At 29.6% G+C, this 12,786-nt stretch carries 13 protein-coding genes; 4 read left to right on the top strand and 9 right to left on the bottom strand.

The annotated features are described in order from the left end of the window. The first annotated feature begins 78 nt into the window (after positions 1 to 78). Positions 79 to 570, top strand: a complete 492-nt coding sequence (locus ACH5TW_RS05055) for a hypothetical protein (RefSeq protein ID WP_439335403.1) — start codon at positions 79 to 81, stop codon at positions 568 to 570. Positions 571 to 655: 85 nt separating this feature from the next. Here the strand turns inward: ACH5TW_RS05055 and ACH5TW_RS05050 are convergent, their stop codons facing one another. The 3 genes from ACH5TW_RS05050 to ACH5TW_RS05040 are packed head-to-tail and all read right to left on the bottom strand — an operon-like array spanning position 656 to position 3,220. Continuing rightward, positions 656 to 2,098, bottom strand: a complete 1,443-nt coding sequence (locus ACH5TW_RS05050; RefSeq protein ID WP_439335402.1) for a KIAA2012 family protein — start codon at positions 2,096 to 2,098, stop codon at positions 656 to 658. Positions 2,099 to 2,109: 11 nt separating this feature from the next. Further along, the gene (locus ACH5TW_RS05045; RefSeq protein ID WP_439335401.1) at positions 2,110 to 2,688 is read right to left on the bottom strand and encodes a hypothetical protein; all 579 of its coding nucleotides are present in this window, start codon (positions 2,686 to 2,688) and stop codon (positions 2,110 to 2,112) included. Continuing rightward, positions 2,672 to 3,220: an RNA polymerase sigma factor gene (locus ACH5TW_RS05040; RefSeq protein WP_439335400.1), complete on the bottom strand. Its 549-nt coding sequence runs from the start codon at positions 3,218 to 3,220 to the stop codon at positions 2,672 to 2,674. The genes ACH5TW_RS05045 and ACH5TW_RS05040 overlap by 17 nt, the downstream gene beginning before the upstream one ends. 176 nt (positions 3,221 to 3,396) lie before the next feature. On the opposite strand from ACH5TW_RS05040, the gene ACH5TW_RS05035 reads away from it, so the two are divergent. The 3 genes from ACH5TW_RS05035 (at position 3,397) to ACH5TW_RS05025 (ending at position 6,828) form a co-directional block, all read left to right on the top strand. Continuing rightward, on the top strand, positions 3,397 to 3,951 hold the full coding sequence (locus tag ACH5TW_RS05035) for a DUF2911 domain-containing protein (RefSeq protein WP_439335399.1): 555 nt from the start codon (positions 3,397 to 3,399) through the stop codon (positions 3,949 to 3,951). Positions 3,952 to 4,043: 92 nt separating this feature from the next. Further along, complete coding sequence (locus ACH5TW_RS05030; RefSeq protein WP_439335398.1) at positions 4,044 to 5,942, top strand: LTA synthase family protein; 1,899 nt, start codon at positions 4,044 to 4,046, stop codon at positions 5,940 to 5,942. A 4-nt stretch (positions 5,943 to 5,946) separates the two neighbouring features. Beyond that, positions 5,947 to 6,828 (top strand): diacylglycerol/lipid kinase family protein, encoded by an 882-nt coding sequence (locus ACH5TW_RS05025; RefSeq protein ID WP_439335397.1) that lies wholly within the window; start codon positions 5,947 to 5,949, stop codon positions 6,826 to 6,828. Here ACH5TW_RS05025 and ACH5TW_RS05020 read toward each other — a convergent pair. From ACH5TW_RS05020 to ACH5TW_RS04995, 6 genes are all read right to left on the bottom strand, one after another. Further along, entirely contained in the window at positions 6,818 to 7,387 is a 570-nt protein-coding gene (locus ACH5TW_RS05020; RefSeq protein ID WP_439335396.1) for a phosphatase PAP2 family protein, read from the bottom strand. The two genes, ACH5TW_RS05025 and ACH5TW_RS05020, sit on opposite strands and share 11 nt — an antisense overlap. 57 nt (positions 7,388 to 7,444) lie before the next feature. After that, the gene (locus ACH5TW_RS05015; protein WP_439335395.1) at positions 7,445 to 7,672 is read right to left on the bottom strand and encodes a DUF8828 family protein; all 228 of its coding nucleotides are present in this window, start codon (positions 7,670 to 7,672) and stop codon (positions 7,445 to 7,447) included. 9 nt (positions 7,673 to 7,681) lie between these two features. Then, on the bottom strand, positions 7,682 to 9,058 hold the full coding sequence (locus ACH5TW_RS05010) for an MATE family efflux transporter (RefSeq protein WP_439335394.1): 1,377 nt from the start codon (positions 9,056 to 9,058) through the stop codon (positions 7,682 to 7,684). 296 nt (positions 9,059 to 9,354) lie between these two features. Further along, on the bottom strand, positions 9,355 to 10,197 hold the full coding sequence (locus ACH5TW_RS05005) for an FkbM family methyltransferase (protein WP_439335393.1): 843 nt from the start codon (positions 10,195 to 10,197) through the stop codon (positions 9,355 to 9,357). 36 nt (positions 10,198 to 10,233) lie between these two features. After that, the gene (locus ACH5TW_RS05000; RefSeq protein ID WP_439335392.1) at positions 10,234 to 11,175 is read right to left on the bottom strand and encodes an NAD(P)H-dependent flavin oxidoreductase; all 942 of its coding nucleotides are present in this window, start codon (positions 11,173 to 11,175) and stop codon (positions 10,234 to 10,236) included. Continuing rightward, positions 11,176 to 12,783 (bottom strand): S8 family serine peptidase, encoded by a 1,608-nt coding sequence (locus ACH5TW_RS04995; protein WP_439335391.1) that lies wholly within the window; start codon positions 12,781 to 12,783, stop codon positions 11,176 to 11,178. Between the last annotated feature and the right edge of the window lie 3 nt (positions 12,784 to 12,786).

Raw genomic sequence — 12,786 nt, 5'->3', positions numbered from 1 at the left:
AAATAACTCGGTGAACAAAAAAATGGTCTTTTTAAATAAAACGATCGTAGATATTATTAAACTAAAACTTTAAAATTTATGAAAAAATTATTTTTATTATCCTTTGCCGTATTCGGATTTGTATTTGCATCGAATGCACAAGATATAGCAGATAACGCTATTGGATTACGATTAGGTGATAGTGATGGATTAGGAGCTGAAATCTCATATCAACGTGCTTTAGGAGCTGATAATAGATTAGAATTAGATTTGGGCTGGAGAGACGGAAATAACTATGACGGTTTTAAACTTACAGGCTTATACCAATGGGTTATGCCTCTTGACGGAGCTTTTAACTGGTATGTTGGTGCTGGTGGAGGTATTGGGTCTTTTAGCTTTGACAATCCCGGAGGAAAAGACATCTCTGACACCTTTGTTTTTGCTGCTGGAGATATTGGTATAGAGTATAGTTTTGATATTCCTTTATTATTATCACTTGATTTTAGACCAGAAATAGGCTTTGGAGATGACCTATACGATAATAATGATTTAGATTTCGATATCGCTTTAGGTATTCGTTATCAGTTTTAAATCTAGAAAAGCATATACTTAAAAATTAAGAAAGCGCCTTTTTAGGCGTTTTTTTTGTTTTAAATTAATAGAATTCAGATAAGTACTATTTCATCTCTACATTACTATACTTAGCATTTACAACAATCATTTTATTACTTTCTAAATTATTATTAGAAAATGAAGATACATTGTCTTTTGAAGATTTTTTAGGATGAGAGAAACAAGAACGCGTTCCTTTATATTGTAAATTATAATCCACTTTTGGAAGCGTAATAACAACATCACTATTTTGAATGATGATATTTAAATTAGTAAATGCATCGTCAATTTTTAAAATCTTCAAATCACCAATACTACCATCAATAATAGCATTTCCTGACAAATTACCAATAGTAACATTTGAAGAATTAGAATTCAAAACCATATTCTTTACATTATCTAAATCTGCCTTTTCAATATACTTTAAATTTAATTCACCTAAATTCCAATTGTTTACATGAATTGGTGAATAAGAAGCATTAATGGAAGTTGAACTTCCATTAATGCTATATGCTGTAAACTTTGTATATGATACATCTGCTTTTAAATTATCTATGTTTGAAGCAAATTCTAGTTCGCCATGGCGCACATTCACTTTTAACTTTGCATCTTTAGGTATTTTAATTCTAATCGTTTTTTTAACTTTAGAATTACCAGATTCTCGGTTAACCATTTTCTCGACTAAAACACGACGTTTACTTTCTAATTTCTCTCTTTTTTTCTCATGCTCTTTACGTACTACCACTACCCGCTCTCTACTTTTCTCTGCAAGCTCTCGTTGTTTTTCCACTCGTTGAACTTGATGTTCAATTCTTTGAGCTCTCTTTTCCATTTGTTCAGCAAAACGTTCTCCCCAAGCTTCCATTTGCTTACCATATTTTTCTCCCCATTCTTTTCCAAATTTTTCTCCCCAAGCTTCCATTTGTTCTGCATAATCTTTACCAAAAGTAGATTCAAATTGCTGTGTATACTTTTCTAAATATTTCTCACCATCTTTTTGATAAGCCTCGTAATCAAATTGAACATTATTAACACCCTCCGGCAATTCTGGTAATGCTGGCATTTCTGGCACCTCAGGAAGTTCTGGCATTTCTGGCATCCCAGGTATATCTGCCATTACAAATTTTAATTCATCTAAAACCGCATGTACCACATCGCTATCACCATGATTAACATTATAATTCCATACATAATTTGAGTTATTTGACTTAGTAGAAATTGACACATTATCTATAGAAGCATCAACATCAACATTCCATGATTTTAAAGCTTCCTCTAACTCTTCTTTACTTAATCCTTCTCCCTCTATATAAGCTTCAATTTCAACACTTCCCTTATTCCAAGTATCAAAAACAATATTGGTATAGCTAGTATTTAAATCGATTGTTACATCTTTATTAACATTAATTGTTTGCGATACTTTAGTTAACTTTTGTTGAGCAAAAATACTTGCTGCAACAAAAAAACTTAAAATAAATAATTTGATTTTTATAATTGATTTGTTCATTTTTTGATTTTTTAACTCGTTTGTTTTACTTCTTCAACATTGGTTTCCGAAGTATTAAATTCTTTTAATTGTGATCTTAAACGATATAGAAGATTTAAACGAAATTTTAAATTATCTATCAATGCATTAATAGTCAACTCCGTTGGTCCAGACTCCGTTAATTCAAGTGATAAACGTTTGTACTCTTCATCTAACTCATTTAACTGCTGTAAATAGCCATCAAAAACATCTTTAGTTTCTGGTGTATATTTCATTTTAGACAATTCTAAATTGATGCTCGCTAAATAATAATCTTCCACTTTCTTCAATCCAGGAGACACATCTCCCAGTGTTTTTGCTTCAACAGTATTGGTTGATACAACTGATGGAGGATTTCCTATATGAGGCTGAAAATAATGATAAGCACCAAAACCTAACCCTAAAAACAAAACAATGCTAGCTGCAATACGCATCCAATTAAATGGTTTATTTTTAACTTCGTTTGGTAAAGCTTTATTTAACTTTTCAAGAAATCGGTCTTGATGATTTTCTGGCATAACTTCATGTGTTACTTTATCATCTTTAAATAAGTCTCTAATATCTTGTGCCATTTTTTTTAAGTGTTAAGAGTTCTTGTAATTTCGTTCTTCCTCTAGATAATTGCGTTCGAGATGCAACTGTAGAAATATTCAATATTTCTGAAATTTCTTGATGATCGTAGCCTTCAATTAAATAAAGCATCACCACATATTGATATTTTTCTGGTAATTTATTAATAGCCTTTTTTACATCGTTTAATGTAATTTCATCATCTACTAACCATTTGTCATTATTATCATTATCGATTACTTTAAGGTGCACCTCTTCTAATTCAACAAGTTGTTTTTTAGTTTTTAAAAAATCGATACTTTTATTAATAACAATACGTTTTAACCAAGCTCCAAAGGTAACTTCTGCTTTATATTGATGTAATTTGGTAAAAGCCTTTATAAAAGCTTCTTGCACCACATCTTCAGCATCATGAGTATCTTTTAAAAACCGTTTAGCAACAACATACATACCGTCGCAGTACTGGTTGTATAACTGCACTTGTGCTTTTCGGTTGTTCTGTTTACATTTTTCAATAATGTCAACTTGAAACATACTCGGTTTTACTTTTGGTTATTAGTTAGTTCATTATAAAGACGATTAAAAAATTGTAGTGTTGCAAAAAAATATTTTTTTTTAATGACTTATAACAAAATTAAAGAAATGTACGTTTCAATTTTATTAATTATTACATTTTAAAGTATCTTTATACCTTAAATTAAATCATTTACATGAACACCTTTTTAAAACGCCTTTTAATCATCTTATCTTTTATTGCACTTGGTTTATTTTTATACTCCACTTTTGTTGAAAATATTTTCGAAAAAAGATTAAGTCCTAAGGATACGGTAAAATTTGAACTAAATGATTTAAAACTTAAAGTGTTTTACAATAGACCTTATAAAAAAGGACGTGAAGTATTTGGAGCCTTAGTACCTTTTAATAAAGTATGGCGAACTGGTGCAAATGAAGCAACCACTTTTGAAACCAATAAACCTTTAGAAATTGCAGGCTTGCAATTAGCTCCTGGAAAATACACGTTATGGACGGTACCTAAAGACTCTGTTTGGACCGTTATATTTAATTCTAAACAATACTCTTGGGGTGTAGATTCCGAAATGAAACCTATGTGGGACCCTAATTATGATGTTTTAAACGCCGATATACCTGTTGAAAAATTAAACCACGATGTTGAACAATTTACAATTGCATTTGACAATTCTACAGACAAATTGTTTTTAACTATGGCGTGGGATGATATTAAAGTATCTGTTCCTTTAAAGTAATTCACTAATTTACAATAATGAAACTAACTCTTTTTCCTAAACGTTTTTCTCTACTAAAAACATTCATTTCAATATTTATAACACTATCTTTTTTGGTAAGATTAGTTTTTTTAATCTGGAATTTCTCTGAAATTGATACTTCTGTTTTAAAATTAATAAGTGCTTTTGCTATTGGCTTTTTATTCGATATTGGAACCGTTTCGTTTTTCGCTATACCATATATTATATATTTATTACTCATCCCCAGTAAAATATATGGTACTTTATTTGATAGAATAATAACGTATTTTGGATTTTCCTTAGGCCTAATTATATTTTTATTTTCCTTTTTTGCAGAAATTACTTTTTGGGAAGAATTTAAACGCAGATTCAACTTCATTGCTGTAGATTACTTACTTTACACTTATGAGGTAGTAAATAACATTAACGAATCTTATCCTTTGCCCTTACTCATAGGACTTATATTATTAATCCTTTTTGGAATCATTATAGCAATCAAAAAGAAAGGTATTTTTAAAGAAACGTTTACTAGTACCACTCCTTTTAAAACAAAATTAGCACCTTCTATTTTTTTAATAATTATAGCTTCCGTTTTTGCTTTATTTATTAATAATAAAGATGCTGAACTATTTAAAAACAGATACAATAATGAAATTTCTAAAACAGGTATTTATTCTTTTTTTGCCGCGTTTAGAAGTAGTGAATTCCCGTTTACAGAATTTTACAAAACTATTGATAATGACAAAGCTTTTAGAGTAGTAAAAAATAAAATTAAAACTACTAATGATTCATATATAAATGAAACAAAACATGAAATTATTAGAAATATAAAGAATTCTGATAGTATTAATGAAATTCAAAAACCAAACGTCATTTTTATCTGTGTTGAAAGTTTAAGTGGCGCATTTCTTAAAACCTTTGGTAGCAAACAAAACATTACACCAGTTTTAGACTCTTTAGCTAATAATAGTATATTTTTTACTAATCTTTTTGCTACTGGCACAAGAACTGTTCGTGGTATGGAAGCTATAACACTTTCTATTCCTCCAACTCCAGGAAGAAGTATTTTAAAAAGAGATAATAGTCAAAATCTTTTTACAATTGGAGAAGTTTTTAAAGAGCAAGGATATGAGCGCAACTTTTTTTATGGAGGTGACGGTTATTTTGATAACATGAACTCCTTTTTCGGTACTAGTGGATTCAACATTATTGATAGAGGACGTGGTTTTTTATTAGACTCTAATATAAAAACAAAACGCACAAATATAGAAGATATCGAAGTAACATTTGAAAATGCTTGGGGTGTTTGTGATACCGATATTTATAATAAAGTTATAAGTGAAGCTGATAAAGCATCAATTGAAGGTAAACCCTTTTTCGATTTTGTAATGACTACGTCTAATCATAGACCTTATACGTACCCTGAAAACAAAATAGATGTACCGTCAGGAGCTGGTAGGCATGGTTCGGTTAAATATACAGATTATGCTATTGGTGAATTTATAAAAAAAGTAAAAAATAAACCTTGGTACAAAAACACTATTTTCATAATAATGTCAGACCATTGTGCTAGTAGTGCAGGAAGTTGGACTTTAGATGTTCAAAATTATCATGTTCCTGCTTTCATCTTTAATGTTCCTAATACAAAACATGAAAAAATAGACAAATTATGCTCTCAAATAGATTTATTTCCTACACTATTCTCCATGTTACATTGGAATTATTCTAGCAATTTTTTCGGAAAAAATATTTTAGAAGAAAAAAATGAAGGAAGAACTTTTATTGGAAATTACAGAAAAGTTGGTTTATTAAAAGATAACAAATTGATGGTTCTGGGAGATCAGCAAAAAACTGATTTATACACTTGGGACAAAACAGATAATAGTTTAAAAGAAATTCCTTTAGAAACCGATTTTTTAGAAGAAACCATATCATATTATCAAGTAGCAGATTATCTATACCGAAATAATGGCCTTAAACTAAAACAATAATTATTTGAAGAACATCCATTTTATTGTTAATCCCATTGCTGGTTCTGGTAATAAGAAAATAAATAAAACTTTACTCCAAAAACAATTTAACGCCAAGGATTATACATTAGTTATAAAACAATCTAAATTCAAAAAACACGCCACAACACTCACAAAAGAGTCTATTAATGAAGGCGCTAATATTGTTGTAGCTTGCGGAGGAGATGGCACCATAAACGAAGTAGCTAGGTGCCTTGTAAACACAAATATAATTTTAGGCATTATTCCTATTGGCTCAGGTAATGGCTTAGCGTCTAACCTAAATATTCCTAAATGCATAAATAAAGCAATAGCGCTAATTAAAACTGAAACCATAAAAAGAGTAGATACAGGTTTTATTAATAACTCTTATTTTTTCAGCAATTGTGGTATAGGATTCGATGCCCAAGTTATAAAACATTATGAAACCTATAAAACTAGAAATCTCTCTACTTATATAAAAGCATTCTTTAAATCATTGAAAAATGCCAACAGTTTTCATGAAACTAATATTGAAATAAACAATAAGCATTTTAATATAAAGCCATTTATGGTTTTTATCTCAAACTCAAACGAATTAGGGTATAATATTAGTTTAACACCTAAGGCGTCTTTACAAGATGGATTATTAGATGTTTTAATAATACCAAAAACAAATCTTTTTAAAATTTTATTACTTAGTTTTTTAATGCTCTTAAAAAAACAAAACTTACTCAAAGACGTTCAATATCTTCAAACTAAACAAATTAAAATATCGCAAAAAAACAATATAAAATTTCAAACACAAATAGACGGAGAATCTTATAGCATTAACAACAACACTATTAATATATCTATTTTAAATAAAGCGCTACAAGTTATTGCTTAACAAATCTGTTTAATAAATAAGTCCCCAATTTATAAAATAGAAATCCAGAAATAGCTCCAAACGTTAATCCACAAAGAATATCTAAAGGATAATGCACTCCTACATAAATTCTACTATAGGCAACAACAGCACTCCAAAATAATAAAATAAATATTAAGTTTTTATAATAAGGCTTTAACATTAAACCAGCAAAAACAGCAGCTGCCATAGAATTAGACGAATGCCCAGAAAAGAAACCATACTTTCCACACCGCACTGCAATAAAACGCATCTGATCTATTATATCTGTATTACCACAAGGTCTAAGACGTTGAAAACCACGCTTAAAAACATTGGTAATCTGGTCTGTAAAAGTTATCATTAATGCCACTGTTATAACAAAAACTAATAACGATTTTAATCCGTATTTTTTATACAGCAAAAATAACAACAAGGCATACAAAGGAATAAAGGTAAGTTTATCTGTAATTACAAGCCAGAGTCCATCCCAAGTTTCAGATCCTAAATTATTTAAAAATAAAAAAAGTTCGGTATCGTATTTTAAAAGTTCTTCTATCATTTATTAATTTATTTTTAGGTACTCTCCTATAAACCTATAGATAAACCCTAACGCAATTTATTCATCGTATTTAGCGATTTCATTATCATAAAAATCGGTAGCCAATTTTATAGCATTTTCAGTTTCTTTTTCAAGTTCTTCTTGATCTTCATCATTAAAATCTTCAAACCATTCTACTTCATCGTCTTCAAGATTAATAATAAATCTAGGAAATTCGGTGTGAATAACAAAAATAGCATTTGGGTATTCGGTGTTATCGCCTAATATAAATTTTGGGAGTGTCATTTTTATTTTTTAATTGTTTGACAAAATTAACTTTTTAGTTAAATAATTAAATCGAATATACAATAAAATAGCGGCAGTTGTTAAACCAGAAAGCAAACCTAACCAAATACCAAAGCTACCATAAGCATCTTCTTTTCCTAAAAACCAACTTATAGGAAAACCAATAAGCCAATAAGAAACAAAAGTAATTACGGTTGGTATTTTTACATCTTGCAAACCACGTAAAGCACCTAAAACCAATACTTGTATACTATCACTTATTTGAAAAATAGCTGCTGCAATTAATAGTTTAGAAGCTATACTTACTACTTCTGTATTATCTAATAAATTTTCAGCATCATCAAAATCTACATACACTTTTGGTAAATACTCATGAAATGCAAAAAATAAAATTGCAAAACAAGTCGCTAATATAATCCCCAAAAGGAAAATAGAAAAGGCAATACGCCTTAGCTCAACATAGTTTTTCAATCCTTTTTGGTTTCCTACTCTAACCATAGATGCAACACTTAAACCCATAGCTACCATAAAAGTCATAGAAGACAAGTTTAAGGCTATTTGGTTTGCTGCCTGTGGGTTTTTACCAAGCAAACCACTTAACCATATGGCAGCTGTAAAAATGGCCACTTCAAAAAACATTTGCATCGCACTAGGTGCTCCAAAATTAAGTAATTTTTTAAGCTGTAATTTATCTAAAACAAAAAACTTAATATTGGTAACATAAGCTTTCGATTTTTCTTTACGTTTTAACAAAAACCATAAGTGCCAAACCATTATTATTCTTGATGCCAAGGTGCCGTAAGCAGCTCCTACAATACCCAATTCTGGAAATCCGAATTTCCCAAAAATCAATAAATAATTTAAAAATATGTTTATAATATTCCCTAAAATAGTAGCATACATAGGATAGCGTGTCATAGACAATCCATCACTAAACTGTTTAAAACCTTGAAAAATGATTAAAGGAATTAACGAAAATGCTACCAAATCTAAATACGGAATTGCTAATTCTACAACCTCTAAAGGCTGTTTCATTAAGTACATAATAGGTTTTGCAAAAAACACTAACAAAAACAATAACACACCTAAAACAGTGCATAAAAACAACCCGTGTTTAAAAAACGATTTACCCTTTACAAAATCCTGAGCGCCATCTGCTTCTGCTATTAAAGGTGTTATAGCTGTTGAAAAACCAATTCCTAAAGACATGGCTATAAACATAAAACTGTTACCCAATGATACTGCTGCTAGTTCGGCTGTTCCTAATTGACCAACCATTATATTATCAATAAAACTAACAAAAGTATGCCCAAGCATACCTAACATAACAGGTGCGGCTAGTTGCCAATTGTATTTAAATTCTTTTGTATAATCAGTTAATTGCATTTGGCAAAAATAACTTTAAAACTTTGCATTTTATAATTTATAAATAAGCTTTTAACTTCTATTTAATCTTTTAATTGTTAATAACTTAGAATAACTTGCTCCAACAAAAACAACAGTTTTTTCTTATATTTGTTCAGCTTAAAAAAAACAGTCTTAAAAAAGGTATATACCACATATAGAAACATTTAACTTTTCATTTATTAAGGGATTTTAAATATTAAAGTTTATCGTTTCGATATTAAAAAGGAGGAAAGTAATTTCCTTCTTTTTTTATTAAATTAAATTTTAACAAGTAATTATGATTTAAAACAACCTGAAAATTTAGATCTTTTTGTACTGGGCACAAATATATAATCACAATGATTTAAATTAGAGTGAATTCCAATATCATCAACTTGAGTTATTCCTAAAAGTTTGTTTTTACTTTTATTAATTCTAAATATAGAATATTTTAAATCCTTTAGAATTTCTTCAATTTTATTTTGTCTTTTAAGCCTGTTCGGATTTTGTTTTTCAGAATAAATCGGTAATATTTCTATTAATATTAATGGATTATTTTTCTTTATAATTTCAAAAAAACTTTCAAGAACTTCTAATTCAGATCCTTCAACATCAATTTTTATAATTGACGTCTCATTAAAATTAATAATTGTTTTTAAATCAATTACGTTGAATAAAGAGATATATTCTTTTTTTACAACACTCGTTTTTCTAAAGTCTTTTATTATAGAAGCTGAAGGATCAGTATCACTTACACTATAAAAATTTAATTCTTCTAATGTTGTTTCTGTAGAAATCCCAACAGGAATTAAAATAACATTTTTAAATAAATTTTTATTAATAAGTTTTCTTAAATAATATATACAATTTTGATTTGGTTCAAAACCAATGTATTCAATTTCTCTATCGACACTCTTTACTTTTAAAAGTGTTTGACCAATATTAGCACCTATATCTACAAACTTAACTACACCAATATTAACTATTCTGCCAAGTAATTCAATCATCCACAATTCCTGTAAGAACAAATTGGAGACTCCTAGACCTGATAAAATAGGAACTTTGAAATAATTATTATTAATTTTTTTTTTGACTGAAAAATTAAAATAAACTAATAGTCTTTTAAAAAAAAATTTCATATTTAACATTTTTTACTTTTAAATTTATAATTAAACTTAAAAAGCTAAGTGATTTTTTTTTACATATTCAAACTCTTTAATTATATCATCAACAATTTGAGCAACAGGTTTTATATTATGTATTAACCCAGAAATTTGACCGATTTCCAATTCTCCTTCATCTAAATCACCTTCAAACATTCCCTTTTTAGCACGTGCTCGTCCCAATAATTGTTTAAGTTGCTCTGGTGTTGCACCTGCTTTATAAAGTTGCTGAACATCATTATAAAACTTATTCTTAATTAAACGTACAGGCGCTAATTCTTTCAAAGTTAACTGGGTATCGCCTTCTTTTGCATCTATAACAACTTTTTTAAAAGCCTGATGCGCAGAGCTTTCTTCACTTGCTACAAACCTACTTCCAATTTGTACGCCATCGGCACCCAAAACCATACAAGCTAACATAGCTCTTCCTGTTGCAATACCACCTGCAGCTATTAAAGGAATTATAATTTGCTCTCTTACCATTGGTATAAGTGTCAGCGTAGTGGTTTCATCTCGTCCATTATGACCACCAGCTTCAAAACCTTCAGCTACTATAGCATCTACACCTGCTTCTTGTGCTTTTAATGCAAACTTGACACTGCTCACCACATGAACAACAGTAACACAACGTTCTTGCAACCAAGACGTCCAAGTTTTAGGATTTCCAGCAGAAGTGAAAACAATTTTAATCCCTTCTTCAATAATAATATCCATAATTTCTTGGATATTAGGATATAACATAGGTACGTTAACACCAAAAGGCTTATCAGTAGCTTTTTTGCATTTTTGTATATGTTCTCTTAAAACTTCAGGATACATAGAACCTGCTCCAATTAAACCCAATATTCCCGAATTACTAGATGCCGAAGCTAATCTCCATCCACTATTCCAAACCATACCTGCCTGAACAATGGGATACTTTATATTAAATAGTGTTGTAATTTTATTAGTCATTTAATTTTTAACAAGCTTTATTGTTTTAGAGAATTTTTTGGATTCAATTTTTGAAAGATAGATACCTCTAGGTAATGATGACAAATCTATTTGATTAGAAACAGTTGTAAGAACTACTTCCTTTACTTCCTTTCCTAAAATATCATAAACAGAAACAGATAACTCTTCTTCTCTATCAGGAAATTTAAAAAATATTTTTCCTGTGGTTGGATTTGGATAAACTCTTAAATCACCACCTCCTTTAACATCATTAACAGATAGTGCTGTATTTAGAGCTAATTGTAAATCTGGAATACCATAACCTAAAAAATAATCAGGATTATTGTATTGGGAAGCAGATTCTCTGACTAATTGCATGATTTCTGCATTGGTTTTATTAGGCAAAGCCTGCCATAAGCATGTTATGCCACCAGCAATAATTGGAGAACTGAACGAAGTACCATTAAGCGTTCCAATTACATCATTTGGGTTAATTACGTAACTCGCTTGTCCTTGAGCAGCAACATCTGGTTTTTGAGTAGGCTGTATTGCACTTCCTTCTGAACTAAAAGAAGCATAGCGTCCAGTAGAATTTACAGCTCCAATTGATAGTACATTTGGAGAATCTGCAGGACTATTAACACCTAAGCTCCCTTCATTACCTGCTGACACAACTAATAACATCCCTTTCTCAAAGGCAATATTAGCAGCTTTTGTCATATATATTGATTGCCCATCATAATCAGAAACATTATAGTTATAATTAGCATTGTCATAAAAGCTACCATATCCTAAAGATGTATTTATTACATCAACTCCTAAACTATCTGCTCTTTCAACTGCTTCAACCCAATAACTTTCTTCTACGGGGTTTTCATTAAGAACATCTTCTGTTATAAACAAATAATAAGATGCATCTGGAGCCGTACCTACATATTCATTTTCTACATAACCAGCCATAGTACTTAATACCCATGTACCATGATTATCTTTGGTGTTTGCAAATACATCCTCCTCTCTATTTACAAAATCATAATTCCCCAATATAAGACCTGAATTTCTTAACCTCTGAAAAGAAGACATTATATTCACATTTGGAAAACCTGAATCTAAAACTGCAACTGTCATTCCTGTTCCTGTATAATCTATAAGATGCAATTGATCGCCATTAAACATTTCAATTTGATTAGCAGTATTCCCATAATTAAAGACCGTAAAAGTTTCTTGAAATTTAGATTCCTTTTTTTGCTTAACCTGTTTAGATGTATTTAAATTTTTATCAGCAAAATCAATATAATTTACAAAACTTAAACTTGCAAGCGCATTTATATCCGCCTCTAATCCTCTAACATGAATAGCATTAAACCACTTTGATTTAGCTAATACAGTAATTCCTTTAGTTATTTTTAACTGATATATATAAGATTCATTTACAGGAACATCGCGTTCATCAATAATAACGCCATATAATGCTTTTCTATCAATAGCTTTTTGAGATAAAATAGAAATAGGGTTAGCTATAGATGTAGCTACATTCTGCTTATCTGAAAAATAAACCCATGCATCTTGTTGAGCTAAAAGTGCAAATTGAAAACATAACACAAATAAAAGAAACAAATTCCCTTTCATTAA

The sequence above is a fragment of the Thalassobellus sediminis genome (genome assembly GCF_044386045.1).
GTDB classification, from domain to species: domain Bacteria; phylum Bacteroidota; class Bacteroidia; order Flavobacteriales; family Flavobacteriaceae; genus Thalassobellus; species Thalassobellus sediminis.
Note: the sequence above shows the minus strand (reverse complement) of the source record. Positions and strands in the feature narration are given on the sequence as shown.